Here is an 18,278-nt window from a genome sequence, read left to right as displayed (position 1 = left end):
CCCTATGAAAACTCGCGCTGCCGTTGCGTTTGAAGCCAAGAAACCATTGGAAATTGTCGAACTGGACTTGGAAGGTCCGAAAGCGGGCGAAGTGTTGGTCGAGATCATGGCCACCGGTATCTGCCACACCGATGCCTATACGCTTGATGGTCTGGACAGTGAGGGCAAGTTTCCGAGCGTATTGGGGCATGAAGGCGCCGGAATTGTCCGCGAAGTGGGCGCTGGTGTCACATCGGTGGCACCGGATGATCATGTCATCCCGCTTTACACGCCGGAATGCCGCCAGTGTAAATCCTGCCTCTCCGGCAAGACCAACTTGTGCACCGCCATTCGCGCGACACAGGGGCAGGGTTTGATGCCTGACGGGACGAGCCGCATGTCCTATAAGGGCGAAGCGATTTATCATTATATGGGTTGCTCCACTTTCTCCAATTTCATTGTGCTGCCGGAAATTGCGGTCGCAAAAATCCGTGACGATGCTCCGTTTGACAAGACCTGCTATATCGGTTGCGGCGTGACGACGGGTGTCGGCGCAGTCACCAATACGGCCAAGGTTGAGCCGGGGGCCAATGTCATTGTGTTTGGACTGGGCGGTATTGGCCTTAACGTGATTCAGGGTGCGCGCATGGTGGGTGCGGACAAAATCATTGGTGTCGACCTAAATGACGATAAAGAAGATTGGGGCCAAAAATTTGGAATGACTCATTTTGTCAATCCGGCCAAGATTGACGGTGATATCGTTGAACATCTGGTCGCGCTGACCGATGGTGGTGCCGATTATACATTTGATTGTACCGGAAATACCGATGTGATGCGCCAAGCGCTGGAGGCCTGTCACCGCGGTTGGGGCGAAAGCATCATCATTGGCGTGGCAGAGGCAGGTAAGGAAATTTCAACACGACCTTTTCAACTCGTTACAGGCCGCGTCTGGAAAGGAACCGCCTTCGGCGGTGCTCGCGGGCGAACAGATGTGCCGAAAATTGTCGACTGGTATGTAAATGGCAAGATCGAGATCGATCCGATGATCACACACACGCTGACATTGGAAGAAATTAACAAAGGTTTTGATTTGATGCATGCGGGTGAGAGCATCCGCAGCGTCGTGGTTTTCTAAGAAATTAAACGAGGAGAGAGACATGTTCAGTCACGTAATGGTTGGTTCCAATAACATCGAAAGATCAAAGTCATTTTATAACGCTGTGCTTGGCACGCTGGGTGCGGGTGAGCCAATGGTGGATGTGAAGGAAGACGGCACGACCCGGCTATTCTATATTCATAACAGTAATATTTTTAGCGTGAGCCAACCGATTGACGGTCAGTCTGCGACAGTCGCTAACGGTGCGACAATTGGTTTTGCTTGTTCCTCTCCGGAGCAGGTGAAGGAGTTTCATGATGTCGCGATCGACAATGGCGCGAAATCTATTGAAGATCCTCCCGGTCCAAGAAGCTCAACAATGGGTGAAATGCACTTATCCTATGTTCGCGATCCTGATGGTCATAAACTGTGCGCGATGTATCGACCCGGATGAGCATACTGAAGACAGTTTCCGAAAATAGAGCTTTTGGCGGAGTGCAGGGGGTCTACTCCCATGCCTCCGCCAAAACCGGCACCGATATGACTTTCGCTGTTTTCGTGCCTGAGCATGAGGATGGCGCGAGACTACCAGTGCTTTGGTATCTGTCCGGGCTGACCTGCACCCACGCCAATGTCATGGACAAAGGCGAATATCGCCGGTTGGCCAGTGAATTGGGGCTGATCATAGTCTGCCCCGATACTTCACCGCGCGGTGAAGCAGTGCCGGACGACGAAGGCTATGACATGGGGCAAGGTGCCGGCTTTTATGTCGATGCGACCGAAGAGCCGTGGGCAGCCAACTTCCGCATGCGCAGCTATATTGAGCAAGAACTACCCAAACTGATTGCGCAAGAATTTCCAGCGGATATGGAGCGGCAAGGCATATTTGGTCACAGCATGGGCGGTCACGGTGCTCTGACCATCGGGTTGCGCAATCCCGATCGGTTCAAAAGTGTTTCAGCTTTTGCGCCGATTGTCTCCCCGCTTAATTGTCCGTGGGGGCATAAGGCTCTGGGCAGTTATCTCGGTGCTGATCAAGCAGTATGGCGAGACTATGATGCCTGCGCGTTGATCGAAGACGGCGCGCGGGTTGCTGATATATTGGTGGATCAAGGCACGGTGGATCAGTTTCTTGAAGAGGAGCTCAAACCAAATTTGCTAGTGGCCGCGTGCGAACGGGCCGCTATCCCTCTGACGCTCAACATGCGCGAAGGATATGATCATAGCTATTTCACCATCTCGACCTTCATGGATGACCATTTGCGCTGGCATGCGGATCGCCTCTAATGTGGACTGATACGCCAGACATAGCGCAGATGCGTGAAGCCGTGAGGGCATTATGCGGCGATTTTCCGGGCAGTTACTGGCGGGAAAAAGATCGGGAGCGCGCTTATCCTGAGGAATTTGTTGATGCGCTGACCAAGGCTGGCTTTCTTGCTGCCCTTATCCCCGAAGAATATGGTGGCAGCGGCCTTGGGCTTACTGGGGCAGCGGCCATTCTTGAAGAAATTCACAGCAGCGGCTGCAACGCCAGTGCCTGCCATGCGCAAATGTATATCATGGGCACCATTTTACGCGATGGTAGCGATGCACAGAAACAGCAATATCTGCCCAAAATCGCAACCGGCGAACTAAGACTGCAGGCCTTTGGCGTAACGGAACCGGGTAGCGGCACCAATACACTAGGCCTCAAAACCACCGCCGTGCGTGATGGTGATGACTATGTGATCAACGGCCAAAAGGTCTGGACCAGCCGCGCGGAATATAGCGATCTGATGGTCTTGCTGGCGCGGACCACACCGCAGGATCAGGTGCAGAAACGGACGGATGGCCTGTCAGTGTTTATCGTTGATATGCGGGAAGCGGTTGGCAATGGCCTAACCATCAAGCCCATCCGCACGATGATCAATCACAGCACCACCGAAGTTTACTTTGATGACCTGCGGGTGCCCGCGACCAATATTATTGGCGAGGAAGGCAAGGGGCTTCGCTACATCCTCAACGGTATGAATGCCGAACGGGTGTTGATCGCGGCCGAATGTATCGGTGACGCGCGCTGGTTCACCAAAAAGGCTTCGCACTATGCCAGCGAGCGGGAAGTATTCGATCGGCCGATAGGTCAAAATCAGGGCGTTCAATTCCCCATCGCGCGCAGTTATGCACAAACCGAAGCAGCCGACCTTATGGTGCGCAAAGCTGCAGCGATGTTCGATGCTGGTGAAGGGATGGCGGCGGAAGCCAATATGGCGAAAATGCTGGCATCTGAAGCATCATGGGCGGCGGGAGAATCGTGTATGCAGACGCATGGCGGTTTTGCTTTTGCCGAGGATTATGACATTGAACGCAAATGGCGCGAGACGCGGCTCTATCAAATTGCACCGATCTCGACGAACCTGATCCTTTCCTATCTTGCCGAGCATGTCCTGGATCTGCCACGTTCCTATTAGTCATTGCCCTTGTTAATTATGACTTCATCGGGACTGGTCAGATTGTTGATTTTACTGTAATTCCAATCAATCCCAACATCCTTTGGGACCCAAAATAATTTAGGAGGCCTTGATGAAAACTCTTAGGGTAAAGACTGCAGCCCCGGCTATCGCTGCTGTAATGATACTCACAGCATGTGGTGAAAGTGGCGGATCAGAAGCCGCTTCTGAAGCTTCTAGCGAAGCGGCGAGCGCACAATTGCCCAATGGGATGACGATCAAGGAGCAGATTGAAGCGCGCCAGGGTCAACTGGAAAAAGTCGGCGATGCGTTCAAAGCGATTAGCGATCAGTTGAAGGCTGGCAGCCCGGATATTGCAGTTATACAAGAAGCAGCCGCTGCCGTTCCGGAAGCGACGCAAGGCATGGCTGACTGGTTCCCTGAAGGCAGTGGCCCTGAATCCGGTATCGATACTGATGCACTTCCATCGATTTGGGAAAATATGCCTGACTTTCAAGAGAAGGTCGGCAATATGCAGGAAGCCGCCGCGGCTCTCAATACCGCAGCTCAAGGCGGCGACATAGCCGCCATTGGCGAGGCGTTCAAAACTACAGGCGGTACCTGCAAAGCCTGTCATGATGATTATCGTCTGGACGACTAGCCTGCGATGACCGCCGACAGGGCACAGACACTGGTCTGGGACTGGACGATCCGCCTGTTTCACTGGCTGATCGTCCTGCTCATCCCGCTGATGTGGTGGACAGCTGAAGAAGGCATGATGGACTGGCACAGGCGGCTGGGTCTGACGATGTTTGCTCTGATCCTGTTCCGGTTAGTTTGGGGTGTGATAGGCAGTTGGACAGCCCGCTTTGTGCCTATGATTAAACGGTTGCGATCGGTGCCAGCTTATGTTCGCGGCCTGATTGCGTGCCGGAATGGTCCGTCTTTTGGACATAGTCCGATTGGTTCGCTAGCCGTTTTTGCCCTGTTGGCGGCTTTGTCCATTCAGGTTGGAACCGGTCTGTTTTCCGTGGATGTCGATGGGCTTGAATCTGGGCCCTTGGCAATTCTGATCAGTTTCAAAACTGGCCGGGAGATAGCCGATTTCCATGAACTGAACTTCAACATATTGGTGGCGCTGGTGGCGCTGCATATTATCGCCGTCGCCATCTATCGGTTTGTCCTGAAAGACGACTTGGTTCGCCCGATGGTCACCGGCCGCCGCGGCGATGTCGAGCCGGTATCGACCGTAAAAGTACGCCCCATGGCCCTCATTGCCAGTGTGGTCATCGTTGCCGCCAGCCTTTACGCAATCATCAACGCCGGTTAGCGGCTTTAATAACCCAGCGCCTGCCCGTCCTTCCGCATTTCAGTGGCACCATGATAGACCCCGGTTTCCGGATCGCGGACAATCGCCTGATAGCCACCAAACATTGCGCCATTATCGACCCGCTTGACCTTGTGCCCCATCGCCGTGAGCTGCTCGACAGTCGCATCTGAGATACCCGGTTCCACATTCAGCGTGCCGAGCAGATCAGCGCCGGTGCCGGCCAGATCATCGGTCGATTGCCGTCCGCCATCATGATTGAGCCGTGCGGCATCACCCGCTTCCTGCAGGTTCATGCCATAGTCGACCATGTTGATCATCACCTGCACATGGCCCTGCGGCTGCATGCCGCCGCCCATTAGGCCAAAGGACATATAAGGTTTGCCATCCTTTTTCATGAAGGCCGGGATGATCGTCTGGAACGGACGTTTGCCTGGCGCATAGACATTGGGATGCTCTGGATCGAGCGAGTAAAGTTCGCCGCGATCCTGAAACATGAAACCCAGTCCGTCGGCGACCAGACCGCTGCCCATGCCGCGATAATTGGACTGGATGAGCGATACCATCATGCCGTCCTTGTCGGCCACGGTGAGATAGGTTGTATCCCCTTCGCCTTCCAGCTTGGGCTCGCCCGGACCAAATTCCGGTGAGGCCTTGGCCGGATCAATCAGCGCGAAACGCTCTTTGCCATAGGCATCACTGAGCAGCCAGTCGAGCGGGGCAGGGGACATGTCCGGATCGGCATAGAAACGCGCCACATCCTCAAATGCAAGCCGTTTCGCTTCGGTGATATAGTGCAGCACTTCGGCGCTGCCGCGCGGATATTGGGCCAAGTCGATATTCTTTAGAATATTGGCCATTTGCAGCGCTGCAAAGCCCTGGCTGTTTGGCGGAAGTTCACACAATTCATAGCCTTTGCGATAGGTCACGCAGCCGGGCTCTACCCATTTGCTGCTATGCGCGGCAAAATCTTCATAGCGCAGATTGCCACCAATGCGTTTGAAATAGGCGTCCATCGTCCGGGCGATCTCGCCCTTGTAGAATATATCGCGGCCGCCTTGGCCAATCTTGGTCAAGGTGCTGGCCAGATCGGGATTCTTGAAAATCTTACCTTCCTCAGGCGCGCCATCCGAAAAATAGGTCGCGCGGGCATTGTCAAACTCCCCAATCATGTCGAGATTTTCTTCAAAGCGCTTGAGATTGCGGCCGAAATAATAGCCGATCACTGGCGCAATCGGATGGCCCTCATTGGCATAGTCAATTGTTGGCGCGAGGATGTCGGCCATGCTCAGCTTGCCAAACCGCTCATGCATCTCAAACCAGCCATCGACTGTTCCGGGCACAGTGACCGGCAGCGGACCGAAGGGCGGGATGGTTTCACGGCCATCCAGCTGCTTGATAAACTCTTCATAGGACGTGCCCATCGGGCTCTTGCCAGACGCGTTCAGGCCGTAAAGCTTTTGGGTCTTGGGGTCCCAGATTATCGCAAACAGGTCTCCGCCGATGCCATTTCCGGTCGGTTCCATAAGCCCAAGCGCCGCATTGGCGGCAATTGCGGCATCAACCGCGGTGCCACCTTTCTTGAGGATATCAATCGCGATCTGGCTGGCTAGCGGATGGGCGGTCGCGGCCATGCCATTGGCCGCGTAGACGGGACTGCGCGCCCAGGCCTCACCAACCGGACGCCCACCGCCGCCAATTTCAAGAGCGGGTTCCTGAACGCCGCTTTCTGGCATATTCGGTTGTGCCAACGCCGGATTAAAGGAAAAAGCCGCCGCCGCGGTAAAAGCCAAAAACCGTTTCATCATATCCTGCAAACCCTAACCCTTATCTTTTTTCACTATTCGATTCGTTCATATTAAGGCCGGAATTCCTGACAGTTTATACAGGTTCGACACAGAATCGACCGAAAATTCGAATCATGTCTGGCCGAAAAAGTCAAAATTAGGCTCTTAAAGGAACGAACAGCGTCACAGACAATCTATACGCATGCCATCAATGTAGGAAAGCAGTATTTACAGGGGCTTTCATAGCCTGTTTGGGCAAGATGCAGGTATGTTGCGGTGCACAAAAAACTTGACTTGATATCATTTGATCCTATTTAGCATCACAGCAAAGGCAGATAACTGTCTGGCGAAAGTTCTGCGTGAGAGATGAAAAGTTTATCTCGAACCTCGCCTCATTGCTCTTTTATTTCCCGGCAGCCTGATCACGCGGGTCGTCTTAACCGACGGCGGACGCGCGCATAGCAATGATGCTGTGCCGTAACACTCGCTGCTATTTTTAAGGTATTATTTTTGACTTCATTTTCTGATTTCGCTCTGGCGAAACCAATTCAAACGCGTGTGGCTGAAGGCGGCTACACCAAACCGTCCCCCATTCAGCAGCAGGCTATTCCGCCAGCGCTGGAAGGCAAGGATATTCTTGGCATCGCCCAGACCGGCACCGGGAAGACCGCTGCTTTCTCGCTGCCTTCTATCCATCATCTTTTGAACAACAAGCGCAAGGCTGGCCGCAACGAATGCCGGATGCTGGTACTCGCTCCCACGCGCGAACTGGCGCGGCAGATTGCCGATAGCATGACCGGCTATTCCAAAGGTCTTGGCATGTATGTGACGTCTGCTTTTGGCGGCGTTCCGATCAACCGACAAAAACGCATTTTGCAGCGCGGCGTGGATGTGCTTGTCGCAACCCCCGGCCGTTTGCTGGACCTCGTCGATCAACGCTGCCTCGACCTCAGCAAGGTTGAGATATTGGTGCTCGACGAAGCTGACCAAATGCTCGACCTTGGTTTCATCGTTCCGCTGAAAAAGATCGTTCCGTTGCTTCCGAAAAAGCGTCAGAGCCTGTTCTTCTCGGCAACCATGCCTAAGACTATCTCTCAACTGGCCGACCAGTTCCTGACCAATCCGATTCAGGTATCGGTTGCACCGCAATCGACAACTGCTGAGCGGGTTGACCAGCGTGTTACCTATATTAATCAAGACGATAAGCAGCGTTTGTTAAAAGACTTTGTGAACCAGGAAAATCCGGATCACATGCTTGTCTTTACCCAGACCAAACATGGTGCGGACAAGGTTGTGAAGAACCTGAACGCGGTGGGTATCCACAGCGCTGCCATTCACGGTAACAAGAGCCAGCCACAGCGTGAACGTGCTTTGGGTGATTTCCGCAAGGGCAAGATTAACATTCTCGTCGCGACTGACATCGCTGCACGTGGTATTGATGTTGATGGCGTTAGTCACGTGATCAACTTTGATATGCCGAATGTGCCAGAGCAATATGTTCACCGTATCGGGCGTACTGCAAGGGCAGGGGCTTCGGGTATTTCCTACTCGATGGTGGCTCCGGATGAACGGCAGTTCCTGCGCGATGTGGTTAAACTGACTGGTGTCAAACCGGAAGTGATCGCGCTGCCAGAAGGCTATGATGAGCCGCCGCGCGAAGAAGTTGCTCCCCGCATCTATGGTCAGAAGCCCAAGAAATATGGGGCGAAGCCAACCCGCGGTGGTCCACCGAAGAACAAGCATAGCGCCCGCAAAGGACGTCCCGGTGGCGGCCCCAAAAAAGGTGGCCCAAAGCATTGGAATAATGGCGCAAAGTCATTTAAGCGTCGGCAGGTGCGCAAGGCGGATGCTTGAATAGCGGACAGGTAATGCGATAAGGGCTTCTTATGCAGGTCCCTGCTTCCGATAAGAAAACCAAGGTTTGTTAACATGATAGCGAATTTGCGAGATCGGTTTGCTAACAAACGGACTTGGCGTCAAATTCAGAAGTTCGTGTTAGTGAGCGCGACAAGTGCGACGATCACTCTTGGAATTCCGATATTTCTTCACGAGATATTTGAAGTCCAAGAGAAGATCGCGGTGCTTGTTGCGTTCGTCGTTGCTTATCTGGTCAATTTTCTGTCGCTACGGCGCGTCGTCTTTGACAGTTCGGGTTCCGTAAAGGGCGATTTCGTCAAATTTGCGCTGAGCAGCTTAGCGTTTCGGACGTCCGAATATATGATGTTTCTGGTTCTGCACGAGATTCTTAATATCGCTTACATCGTGGCTCTATTGATTATCCTGACGACTGCCACTTTCCTCAAGTTTTTCTGGTATCGCAGGCTCTTCGACAATAGCGGATCTTGAGCTGTTATCGGCCAATGAGGCCTTTTGCGCGTCCTCAATGTGTCTGAGCTTTTCAAGCGACATTTCAATCAGTTGTCGATTATGATTTATCAGATCGGCCATTAAGCCCAGAATGAACGTCAATACACCGACGATCAGAAACGCTGAGCCAATGACCAGCGACTGAATTTTTCCCTCGCCGGAAACGAACAGATAGAAATATAGGAACCGGATCATGGGGATTGTGCCAATCAATCCGATAACCAGTCCAATCAGGGTGAAAACCCGCAAGGGCTGATACATAGAATACATGCGCAGCAGCGTTGTTCCTGATCGTTCGATAAACCGGAATACGCTGTTAAACAGCCGTGAATCTCTGGTTTTGGGATTGGTACGAACGGGGACGCTGGTGAAGGCAATCCCTTTCTTGCCGACTTGGATCAGCATTTCGATTGTGTAGCTAAATGATGACACAATGTTGATGCGGAAAGCCGCCTCTCTTGAAATCGCGCGGAAACCGCTGACGGCATCTGGAACATCAACTTCGGAAAAGCGCCGGACGACCCAACTGCCAAACCGCTGTAGTAGTTTCTTGCCGAGGGAGAAATGTTCGATGGTTGATGTTTGCCGATCGCCAATGGTTATGTCGGCTGTTCCCGCAATGATCGGCTGTACCAGCTTGGCGATGTCCGCGCCGCAATATTGATTGTCTCCATCGGTATTGACGATGATATCCGCGCCCAAGCTAAGGCTGTGATCCAGTCCCTTCTTGAATGTTCGGGCCAAACCCATATTGCGTTTGTTTCTGAGGACATGGTGGACGCCCAGTTTTTGGGCCAGTTCAGATGTCCCGTCGGACGAACCATCGTCGATGATCAAAATTTCGATTATATCGATGCCGTCAATTGATTTCGGGATGTCCGCGACCGTTTCTTCCAGCGTGCCCGCTTCGTTGAAACATGGAATCTGTACTATCAATTTCATGGTCGTCTCTTTCCTCGCCCGATGATTGCGGCCAAGTGGTAGCTATTATGCATCTGTTTGTAAAAGGCAAAACTGGCTCTAGAGCGGCATATCCTATTGAATATGTGCCATTATGGGCTATCAGCTAATTCGGGTTGGAATATGGTTTTGTGGTGAAATAGGCCTCACGAAACACTGATGTGAACGGTCGGAGACCAATGTTGGGTAAAATTGGAAAGACGGGTTTCGGACCAACCATCACCGTCGTAATTTTGGCGCTCGCTTTGCTATGGCCCTCGCTGATCAATGGTGAGCCGTTCTATATGCCGGATACGCCAAGCTATATTCGAGCTGCGGATGCCGGTGTTTATAAGCTGACGGGCATGGAATCACCTTGGACGAATGAATTTCACGACCGATATGCAGCGGCGCCAAAGACAGCCGCGTCAGCTGATGCCGTCATAGAAACTACACCTGCTAATACAGCCGACAATGCTCCTGTGGCTTTGGCAGGTCGGTCGGTCTTCTATGGTGCCTTTCTCTATATCGCTCAGATTTTCGGAAATTTTTGGCTGGCAGCGGTGCTGCAATCCCTAGTTGTGGGCATAGCGATCATGTTGACGATCCGCACTTGCATGCCGGAGCAAAGCCGTGTTTCGCTCACAATTCGCATTTTGGCCATCGGCTTGCCGATCGTGTTTCTATCTTCTGTCGCCTTTTTCTCGGGCTTCCTGATGCCTGATATTTTTGCCGGTCTGGGTTTGCTATCCTTCGTCCATTTGGCTGCTTTCTGGGATCGGCAAGGGAGGATGGAGAGGCTGTTCTGGTTTGTGCTGCTCCTCTCAGCGATGCTTTTTCACAACACAAATGTTCTGATCACAGTCTCCCTGCTGGCATTGGTTGTATTGGGCAACCTGACCAAAATTTTGCAGGTGGGATGGAAACCCGTTCTAGTGGTTATGGCCAGCATATTGCTATCTTTTGCCGGGCAATCCGTTTTCTACTGGGGGGTGACGAAATATTCCGGCAATGCGCCGGTTATGCCGCCCTTCCTGGCGGCAAGAGTGATTTCTGATGGACCGGGATATCAGTATCTGGAGAAACATTGCAAAACAGAAGACCTTAAATTTTGTCGTGTATTAGACTTTCCTGTGATCAACCATGATCAATTGCTCTGGAGCACAAGCAAGGATGAAGGCGTCTTCCAGGCGCTGTCCAATAGAGAAAAACGTGAAATAGCGGCTTTGGAAAAGGCTTTCGTTTTGGATGTCTTTTTGGAATATCCAATTGAAGTCTTGGTAGCCTCTTTCCGCGGCTTCGGAACACAGCTCGTCACCTTCAATCTTCCGAATTTCAACTATAACGACAAGCAGAAAGCCCAGTATCAGGAAAAGATACCAAGCGAGCTTTTCAGCGCGCAAAAGCAGTCTGCTGCTTTCAAAAATACCATGCCGACACGTTTTTGGGAGATATCAACCTTCATCATATCAGGCCTCGCATTGCTATTCTTGCTTGGGTTCATATTTCGAAACTTTCGGCAGTCGGGACATCTCAGTAAAACGGCGATTTTCTCGTTGTTGATCGTTGTGGGAATATTTGCCAACGCTGCAATTTGTGGTGCCCTTTCAGGAGCAAAGGGCCGGTATCAAATGCGGCTTGTCTGGGTGTTGCCTCTGGCTGCGGCCAGTTTGTTACCGAACAGGCAAAGGCGCATGGAAGCGGCCCAACCAACAGAATGATTTGAGATATGGTCTAACTTATGGGCAGTGCCCGAGGTCTTCGATCAATCGCTGCGCAATGCCTTGTTCTCTGACAGATGAGCAATTTCATCATCGGTCATCCCAAGCCAGTTTTTGAGAGCGGTGACATTATGTTCGCCGCGCTTGGCTGTCTTAGCGTTGCTATCAATGCCGCTTTGTGACTTGGAGAAACGATAAGGTGACTGAACGGTTCGGCGAGCATTTCCAGCATCATCGGTCACATCAACAATCGTGCCCAGGTGGTCGATGCTGGGCTGATCATAGACGTCCGGCCCAAAGGGATGCACTTCGCCCCAAGCCAGATTGAGGCGATCCAGCGTCGCAGTAAGCGCATCAAAGCTCTTGTGGGACCGGATATGCTGTTCCATCGCTTCTTGCCGCAGACGCACTTTGGTCGGGATATCGGCACCTTCCGGTGTGGGGTCTTGCAAGTCATCTTTTGTGGAAAACATAATCCACAGCCATTTCATGTCGCCGACAATCAGGATTTGACGATCCTCGGGCGCTTCCCAAACCAATGTCTCGGGCGGTTTCGGCCAAATATCATCAAGCGCGAAATGGGCATAGTCATCTGCTGAATGAAGCACATTGAGCATGGCCAGATCGATATGCTGTCCTTCACCCGTCTGGTCGAGCGTGCGCAAAGCGGACAAGATCGCGATGATCCCGTGCAAGGAACTATAACTGTCCGCCATGGCAAACTGGATATCTGTCGGGTGCCCGCCGCTCATCTGTGCCTGACGGGCAATCAAACCCGTCTCGGCATGCAATACCGGCGCATAGGCAGCCTTTTCTCGCTCCGGTCCGTTCTGGCCATAGCCGGAGATGGACAGCATCACGAGCCGCGGATTGACCTTCGACAGATCCCCCCAGCCGATACCAAATTTTTCCATGATACCCGGGCGGAAATTCTCCACGACAATGTCGGTTTCGGCGGCCAGTTTCCGCACCAGTTCGGATGCCCCTTCAGCCTTTAGGTCAAGGCAGATATTCTGCTTGCCTATATTCAGCTGTAGATAATTGCCGCTAACCCCGCTCTCACGCTTTGCGAGTTTGCGGGTAACGTCGCCTTCTGGTGGTTCGACCTTCAGGACCTCTGCGCCAAGATCGGACAGCATCCGGGTCGCATAGGGGCCTGCGACCACGCGCGAAAAATCCAGGACCTTGAGCCCTGCTAAAGGGAAATCTGCCATATCCGCCTGACTTTACAGTTTCATCTGCTGCTTCATGGTTTTTTCGGTAGCGGAACCATAAGGCGGCAGGAAACCAGCAATTTTGGCAATATTCACTTTGGGCTGGCGATAAACGGCCTTGGCGTGACTGAATTCCTTGAAGCCATCCGGGCCCGTATAGGCACCCATGCCAGAAGGACCAACGCCGCCAAAGGGCAGGTCATGCTGTGCGATATGGAAAATCACATCATTAACAGTGACACCGCCGGAAATGGTCCGGTCCAGCATCTTGCGCTTGTCCGATTCCGTTTCGCCAAAATAGTAAAGCCCCAGCGGACGGTCATGGTCGTTCACATATTCAACGACTTCATCCAGGTTGCGATAGGTTTTAACCGGCAGCACCGGGCCAAAAATCTCTTCCTGCATCACGCGCATGTCGTCGTTGACATTTTGCAGCACAGTGAGCGGCATTTTGTTGCTGTTGGTGTTGGAGAAATCTTCATCGCCCGGATTCACGACCGTCTGCTTTGCGCCTTTGGCGACCGCATCGTCGATCAGGCCCTGCAAGCGTTCCTTGTGCCGCCCGTTAATCACAGACGTGTAGTCATCATTGGAAATCATGGTCGGATATTGCTCTGCCACATTGTTTGCAATGCCTTCGACAACCGTATCTTCCTTGTCGGCCGGTACCATTAAATAATCAGGTGCAAGGCAGATTTGGCCTGCATTCATCATCTTGCCCATAGCAATCCGCTGGGTTGTCTTTTGGATATCCGCATCAGGCCCGACGATGGTCGGCGACTTGCCGCCGAGTTCGAGTGTGACCGGCGTCAGGTTTTGTGCTGCCGCCGCCATCACATGCTTGGCAATTCCGCCGCCGCCGGTGAAGATCAAATGATCCCAAGGAATTTCAGAGAAAGCTTTACCGGTTTCAGGGCCACCAGTGATCACGGTCATTTCCTCTGGCGCAAAATATTTGGCGACCAGTTGTTTCACCAATTCGCCGGTTTCCGGACAGAATTCGGAGAATTTGATGATCACGCGATTGCCAGCCCCAAAAGCACCAATGGCCGGATCGAAAGCGAGGTTGATGGGGAAGTTCCACGGTGCAATCACACCGACAACTCCTTTTGGCTGATATTCGACCGCACCGCTCGCGCCCAATAAGCCCAATGGAAAATCCATTTTACGCTTTTCCGGGCGCATCCATTTGCGCAGGTTCTTTTTGTGATCCTTGGCATGGCCGACAACTGACATCAAATCGGTCATCACGGTCTGCACGCTGCTGCGATGACCAAAATCATTGGATACAGCTTCGCATAGCGCATCTTTATTATCGATGATCATCTGCGCGGTCCGGTTGATCCGGTCCATGCGGCTTTCATAGCTGACCGGCAGCTCGGCATGAAAGGCATCGCGCTGTGCCTGAAACGCTGCCATAATTTCATCTTTGCTGACTTCGCCAGCTGCTGCTTCCAATGCTTCCATCACTCTTCTCCTGCAAAACGCTTTCGTGCGCTTTTTAACTTTGGTTTCAATTGACCACTTAAACCATATTTTTGCAGTTTGTCGAGGCTGAACGCCTGATTAGGAAGCCGCCGCAATTGCGTCGGCTAGGGCAATCGTCTGTTCGGCCTGCCGCAGATGCAGAATCTCGGTCATTTTTCCATCAACGGTGATGACACCCTTACCAGCATTGGCGGGGTCGTCGAACGCAGCAATAATCGCTTTTGCTTCGGCGATTTTACTGTCGTCCGGGGCAAATTCGTTGTTTGCGATATCTATCTGAGACGGATGAATAAGAGTCTTCCCGTCAAAACCAAAGTTTTTGGCCTGCCGACATTCCTGCTCGAAACCGGCAGGGTCTTTAAAATCATTGTAGACGCTATCCAGGATATTCAATCCAAACGCGCGTCCCGCCATGATCGTTTGTGCGATAGCAGGCATGAACAGATTGCGGTTCTGCTCAGCACGCATTTCCTTGGCGAGATCATTAAAGCCCATGACGAAAGTTGTTAGCCGGGTTGCGGCTGCTGTTTCTGCGATCTGAGCGATATTCAGCACGGCAATAGGCATTTCAATCATCGCCCATAGTTTTAAATCGCCGCCATTTTCCTGATCCATGATGTTGGATATTTCCGTTATGTCGGCGGCGCTGCGAACTTTGGGAACCAATATCGCGTCTGCTTTGCTGGCGCATATGTTCTTCATGTCCTGCGCAAACCAGTGTGTGTCCGTTGCGTTTACACGCACAACCATTTCCCGCTTGCCATAGCCGCCTTCTGCCAGCGCATTGCAGGCGGCATACCGGGCATCATCCTTGGCATCCGGGGCAACGGCATCTTCCAAATCAAGGACGATCGTATCGGCTGGCAGTGTCTTTGCTTTCTCCAAGGCACGCGCGTTGGATGCAGGCATGTAAAGACAAGAACGGCGCGGACGGAAGTTAGGGTCGGTCATACCCCGTCTATATCGGAACGGAGCGGTTCAGGACAATGGAAAACCAATCACCCTATCAAAAGGGCAGGTGCACTATTTTGTGCTTTCAGCCTGATGCTCGTTTTGGTCCTGTCCTAAAGCAAGATGGCGGGCCAATGTTGTCAGGGCTTCCGATTGCTCTCGCAGTTTGATGTGCAATTTCAGGATCAAGAACAGACTCATCAATATCCATAGATAGATGATCAGATCAGCACCGCGACCAATGCCTACCAGGCTGGCAAATATATTGGTCATCTCTGGGAACCAAATGAACAGATAGCCGGTGAGAACAACAAGGAACAAACCAAGCCGGACAATGGGCAAGGATTTTCCGAGGCTGATAATATAGAATAAGCAGACCGATAGGCCCAGTGTAAGGATGATTTGGGCGATCATGATAGAAGCCTCGCTGCAATAAGGTCGCGGAAAATGACGAAAGCGTCGGTAAACGTCTGGCCCTTCTCCCGCGAATAATCTGAATAGGTTATGGTTACCGGTACTTCTACAAAGTCAAATCGGTTTTTACGGATGCCAGCCAAAATCTCTGACGCATGGGCCATACGGTTTTGACGGAGGTTGAGCTTGCTTGCTGCCTCGGCAGTAAAGACCCGCAGGCCATTATGGCAATCGGTGAGTTTGAGGCCGGTTGTAATCTGGGTGAACAAGGTCGCCGCTTTCAGCAAAAGGCCGCGCGATTGGCTCATTCCCACCGTGTTGCCTAGGAAACGACTGCCAAGAGCAAGGTCTGCTCCGCTTTGAGCAAGCTGCTCGAGCATGATCGGCACATCCTCTATATGATGCTGACCGTCTGCGTCGAAAGTCACAATGTGACTGGCACCACGTGCCAATGCGAACTCGATACCGGTCTGCAGAGCGGCCCCTTGGCCCAAGTTAAAAGGGTGGCGGAGCACTGTAGCGCCAGCACCGCGTGCCGTTGCAGAGGTCTCGTCGGCTGAAGCATCGTCTATTACAACGACATTCGGAAACATCGTCCCGACTTCTGCCACGACATCTGCGATCATTCCGCCCTCATTATAGGCTGGAATGACGATCCAGACGTCTTTCTGGAGATTTATGGGATCATACAGCATGAACAGCCCTTTGCGTGATGATGACGCCCGCGCAGATGAAGGCAATGCCAATCATGTAAGCGGGGTTGAGTTTTTCGCCGAGCAACAGCCAGGCAAATAATGGCGTAAAAACAAAAGACAGTGCGACGAACGGATAGGCCGCACTCAACGGCAGTTCCCGCACGATAAGAATCCACACGACAGCCAAAGCGCCGTATAAACTGACGGCACCGACCAACATGGGCTCTGTTGCCTGTACCCAAATGGGTTGATCCGGGCGCAAGCGTTGCGATGCCAGTTTGAACAAAATTTGTCCGGCTCCCACCGCGATCGGGTATAGGATTAGAACAAGCCAGAGGAGCCGGGTCATTGCGGCTTCTCCATCGTTTGGATGGTAATGATCTCGGTATTCCTTGTGAACTTTCGTGACGGACCAAATTTGCGCAACTCTTTTGCAATTGCTCGAGTCATGTCCGGGGGCGCAAACGCAATATGGGTGGCATTCCATTTGCGAATGAGTGCGCGCCGTTCGGCTTGGCTGGTACCGGCGTCAAAAAACTTGTCGGTCGCAGCTTGTCTGTCAAACAGGCTCGGTGCCACTGGTTCAGGGCGCGGAATGGAAACGACGCGGTGGCCTGTCGATTGTAACGGATACACAATATTCTTGGTCGCGAAGGAAACAGATCCTGCCGGTAAATGAGCCTGCATATCATCCACGGATGGGAGCATCCGGCCGTGCGATGCACGCGTCACAAACTCCATCTGGCGCGGCATAGAAGCGATATACATGCTAAACCCGATGAAAATGATTCCAGCCGTTGTCAGTATGCCGCGCATTGCCGGACTGGTTTTCTTGAAAAAGCTGGAGGATATAGCCGCCCAAACGAGCGCAAGTTGAAGATATAATATGATCGCTGGCGGAAACCGATGCGCGATCGACATGTCGAGACCCACCAGCAGAAAATAGGCGGACGCGAAAAACAATACAGGGGCCAGAATATCCCAACGGACCTGGCCGGTTTTTGCATCACGAAAGCCCAGAATACCCAGTATAGTCGGTGCCGCCATAAGGATAAGGTAGGATATGGTTGTCATTTCCTTGGCATCGGATTCCCAACGCGGATCAGCCGCCGAAAGAACAACATCCAGCGGATTGAAATAGGGCCATATCAGTGAGAGTAATCCGCCAACGAAAAGCGTTGCCAAAAGAGTGATCTTCCGATCCATTGCAGCCGTTTTATGAAATAAAATAAAGCTGCCGGTACCCGCCAACATGATGAAAGCGCTAAATTGATGCGTTATGACGATTGTCGCGGTCAACAGCGCCAGTACCACCAAGTTCAAACGGTAATATCTGTCCTCCTCAAGCGCGAAGAGGCACAGAAACCAGCTAAATATGCCCAATACCAAAGCTTGCGTGGCAGGATAACCGCCGCTGCTTATAAAGGTCGCAAAATTATGAAACCCGGCATGACCACGTTGAGCGCCCCAGGCAAATAGCAATATGGTAAGCAATATAGCAGGTGCCCAGGCTGCCTTGTAATAGCGCCGAGCAAACAACCAAGTGGTCCAGCAAAAGGCCACGCACATTGCTGCACCCATGAAGCTGAAAAGCGCCCAAGGGACGATATTGAACATCTTTCCGATTATGGCGGCCAATATATTGAGCGGCGTATAATATCGCGATGGCTCGTCTGTTGGTAGATGGGGATTGGACGGATCAAATGGTGAAACCATCAGCTCTCTAAGAACAGCAAGGTGGTGCCACGTATCGCGACCAGGATGTTCAAATCCAAACGGGTCAAACAGATAATAGCCAATCATGATTGCAAAATATGCGATACATAGAAGCATGTAAGCGCGGCCTGAGCTCAAACTTTGAAGTGACATTTTCA

Annotated in this window: 17 protein-coding genes; 8 read left to right on the top strand and 9 right to left on the bottom strand. The window is 52.2% G+C overall.

Features of this window, described 5'->3' with window-relative positions:
• Positions 1–4: 4 nt before the first annotated feature.
• The 6 genes from ABJM21_RS11460 to ABJM21_RS11435 all read left to right on the top strand — a co-directional run bounded on the left by ABJM21_RS11460 (position 5) and on the right by ABJM21_RS11435 (position 4,831).
• The gene (locus ABJM21_RS11460; RefSeq protein WP_348301018.1) at positions 5–1,114 is read left to right on the top strand and encodes an S-(hydroxymethyl)glutathione dehydrogenase/class III alcohol dehydrogenase; all 1,110 of its coding nucleotides are present in this window, start codon (positions 5–7) and stop codon (positions 1,112–1,114) included.
• Between the two features lie 22 nt (positions 1,115–1,136).
• A complete protein-coding gene (locus ABJM21_RS11455; protein WP_348301019.1) occupies positions 1,137–1,529 on the top strand; it encodes a VOC family protein in 393 nt (130 codons plus the stop codon).
• Positions 1,526–2,362, top strand: a complete 837-nt coding sequence (gene fghA, locus ABJM21_RS11450; RefSeq protein WP_348301020.1) for an S-formylglutathione hydrolase — start codon at positions 1,526–1,528, stop codon at positions 2,360–2,362. Before ABJM21_RS11455 ends, fghA begins: the two co-directional genes overlap by 4 nt.
• A complete protein-coding gene (locus ABJM21_RS11445; protein WP_348301021.1) occupies positions 2,362–3,522 on the top strand; it encodes an acyl-CoA dehydrogenase family protein in 1,161 nt (386 codons plus the stop codon). The genes fghA and ABJM21_RS11445 overlap by 1 nt, the downstream gene beginning before the upstream one ends.
• Positions 3,523–3,634: 112 nt before the next feature.
• Positions 3,635–4,162: a cytochrome c gene (locus ABJM21_RS11440; protein ID WP_348301022.1), complete on the top strand. Its 528-nt coding sequence runs from the start codon at positions 3,635–3,637 to the stop codon at positions 4,160–4,162.
• 6 nt (positions 4,163–4,168) lie between these two features.
• Positions 4,169–4,831 carry a cytochrome b/b6 domain-containing protein gene (locus ABJM21_RS11435; RefSeq protein ID WP_348301023.1) on the top strand — a complete coding sequence of 221 codons (663 nt, stop codon included), beginning with the start codon at positions 4,169–4,171 and terminating at the stop codon, positions 4,829–4,831.
• Positions 4,832–4,836: 5 nt separating this feature from the next.
• Here the strand turns inward: ABJM21_RS11435 and ggt are convergent, their stop codons facing one another.
• Positions 4,837–6,633, bottom strand: coding sequence for a gamma-glutamyltransferase (gene ggt, locus ABJM21_RS11430; protein WP_348301676.1), 1,797 nt, complete (start codon positions 6,631–6,633; stop codon positions 4,837–4,839).
• 492 nt (positions 6,634–7,125) lie between these two features.
• Between ggt and ABJM21_RS11425 the strand changes: the two genes are divergently transcribed.
• Positions 7,126–8,469, top strand: a complete 1,344-nt coding sequence (locus tag ABJM21_RS11425; RefSeq protein WP_348301024.1) for a DEAD/DEAH box helicase — start codon at positions 7,126–7,128, stop codon at positions 8,467–8,469.
• A 414-nt stretch (positions 8,470–8,883) separates the two neighbouring features.
• Here ABJM21_RS11425 and ABJM21_RS11420 read toward each other — a convergent pair whose 3' ends face one another.
• Positions 8,884–9,924, bottom strand: coding sequence for a glycosyltransferase (locus tag ABJM21_RS11420; RefSeq protein WP_348301025.1), 1,041 nt, complete (start codon positions 9,922–9,924; stop codon positions 8,884–8,886).
• Positions 9,925–10,121: 197 nt separating this feature from the next.
• On the opposite strand from ABJM21_RS11420, the gene ABJM21_RS11415 reads away from it, so the two are divergent.
• The gene (locus ABJM21_RS11415; protein WP_348301026.1) at positions 10,122–11,642 is read left to right on the top strand and encodes a hypothetical protein; all 1,521 of its coding nucleotides are present in this window, start codon (positions 10,122–10,124) and stop codon (positions 11,640–11,642) included.
• 44 nt (positions 11,643–11,686) lie between these two features.
• Here ABJM21_RS11415 and ABJM21_RS11410 read toward each other — a convergent pair whose 3' ends face one another.
• From ABJM21_RS11410 to ABJM21_RS11380, 7 genes are all read right to left on the bottom strand, one after another.
• The gene (locus ABJM21_RS11410; protein ID WP_348301027.1) at positions 11,687–12,856 is read right to left on the bottom strand and encodes a CaiB/BaiF CoA-transferase family protein; all 1,170 of its coding nucleotides are present in this window, start codon (positions 12,854–12,856) and stop codon (positions 11,687–11,689) included.
• 12 nt (positions 12,857–12,868) lie between these two features.
• A complete protein-coding gene (locus ABJM21_RS11405) occupies positions 12,869–14,323 on the bottom strand; it encodes a coniferyl aldehyde dehydrogenase (RefSeq protein ID WP_348301028.1) in 1,455 nt (484 codons plus the stop codon).
• Positions 14,324–14,422: 99 nt separating this feature from the next.
• Complete coding sequence (locus ABJM21_RS11400; protein WP_348301029.1) at positions 14,423–15,295, bottom strand: CoA ester lyase; 873 nt, start codon at positions 15,293–15,295, stop codon at positions 14,423–14,425.
• A gap of 72 nt (positions 15,296–15,367) precedes the next feature.
• On the bottom strand, positions 15,368–15,709 hold the full coding sequence (locus tag ABJM21_RS11395; RefSeq protein ID WP_348301030.1) for a DUF2304 domain-containing protein: 342 nt from the start codon (positions 15,707–15,709) through the stop codon (positions 15,368–15,370).
• On the bottom strand, positions 15,706–16,404 hold the full coding sequence (locus ABJM21_RS11390) for a glycosyltransferase family 2 protein (protein ID WP_348301031.1): 699 nt from the start codon (positions 16,402–16,404) through the stop codon (positions 15,706–15,708). The genes ABJM21_RS11395 and ABJM21_RS11390 overlap by 4 nt, the downstream gene beginning before the upstream one ends.
• Positions 16,394–16,753 (bottom strand): EamA family transporter, encoded by a 360-nt coding sequence (locus ABJM21_RS11385; RefSeq protein ID WP_348301032.1) that lies wholly within the window; start codon positions 16,751–16,753, stop codon positions 16,394–16,396. The genes ABJM21_RS11390 and ABJM21_RS11385 overlap by 11 nt, the downstream gene beginning before the upstream one ends.
• On the bottom strand, positions 16,750–18,237 hold the full coding sequence (locus ABJM21_RS11380; RefSeq protein WP_348301033.1) for a hypothetical protein: 1,488 nt from the start codon (positions 18,235–18,237) through the stop codon (positions 16,750–16,752). The genes ABJM21_RS11385 and ABJM21_RS11380 overlap by 4 nt, the downstream gene beginning before the upstream one ends.
• Between the last annotated feature and the right edge of the window lie 41 nt (positions 18,238–18,278).

This window comes from Parasphingorhabdus sp., from assembly GCF_039977335.1.
GTDB lineage: Bacteria > Pseudomonadota > Alphaproteobacteria > Sphingomonadales > Sphingomonadaceae > Parasphingorhabdus.
Note: the sequence above shows the minus strand (reverse complement) of the source record. Positions and strands in the feature narration are given on the sequence as shown.

Coding starts and splice junctions, on each gene's coding strand:
- ABJM21_RS11420 (WP_348301025.1), bottom strand. CDS start 9,924: ATGAAATTGATAGTACAGATTCCATGTTTCAACGAAGCGGGCACGCTG.
- ABJM21_RS11405 (WP_348301028.1), bottom strand. CDS start 14,323: ATGGAAGCATTGGAAGCAGCAGCTGGCGAAGTCAGCAAAGATGAAATT.
- ABJM21_RS11445 (WP_348301021.1), top strand. CDS start 2,362: ATGTGGACTGATACGCCAGACATAGCGCAGATGCGTGAAGCCGTGAGG.
- ggt (WP_348301676.1), bottom strand. CDS start 6,633: ATGAAACGGTTTTTGGCTTTTACCGCGGCGGCGGCTTTTTCCTTTAAT.
- ABJM21_RS11435 (WP_348301023.1), top strand. CDS start 4,169: ATGACCGCCGACAGGGCACAGACACTGGTCTGGGACTGGACGATCCGC.
- fghA (WP_348301020.1), top strand. CDS start 1,526: ATGAGCATACTGAAGACAGTTTCCGAAAATAGAGCTTTTGGCGGAGTG.
- ABJM21_RS11410 (WP_348301027.1), bottom strand. CDS start 12,856: ATGGCAGATTTCCCTTTAGCAGGGCTCAAGGTCCTGGATTTTTCGCGC.
- ABJM21_RS11440 (WP_348301022.1), top strand. CDS start 3,635: ATGAAAACTCTTAGGGTAAAGACTGCAGCCCCGGCTATCGCTGCTGTA.
- ABJM21_RS11455 (WP_348301019.1), top strand. CDS start 1,137: ATGTTCAGTCACGTAATGGTTGGTTCCAATAACATCGAAAGATCAAAG.
- ABJM21_RS11385 (WP_348301032.1), bottom strand. CDS start 16,753: ATGACCCGGCTCCTCTGGCTTGTTCTAATCCTATACCCGATCGCGGTG.
- ABJM21_RS11400 (WP_348301029.1), bottom strand. CDS start 15,295: ATGACCGACCCTAACTTCCGTCCGCGCCGTTCTTGTCTTTACATGCCT.
- ABJM21_RS11415 (WP_348301026.1), top strand. CDS start 10,122: ATGTTGGGTAAAATTGGAAAGACGGGTTTCGGACCAACCATCACCGTC.
- ABJM21_RS11390 (WP_348301031.1), bottom strand. CDS start 16,404: ATGCTGTATGATCCCATAAATCTCCAGAAAGACGTCTGGATCGTCATT.
- ABJM21_RS11460 (WP_348301018.1), top strand. CDS start 5: ATGAAAACTCGCGCTGCCGTTGCGTTTGAAGCCAAGAAACCATTGGAA.
- ABJM21_RS11380 (WP_348301033.1), bottom strand. CDS start 18,237: ATGCTTCTATGTATCGCATATTTTGCAATCATGATTGGCTATTATCTG.
- ABJM21_RS11395 (WP_348301030.1), bottom strand. CDS start 15,709: ATGATCGCCCAAATCATCCTTACACTGGGCCTATCGGTCTGCTTATTC.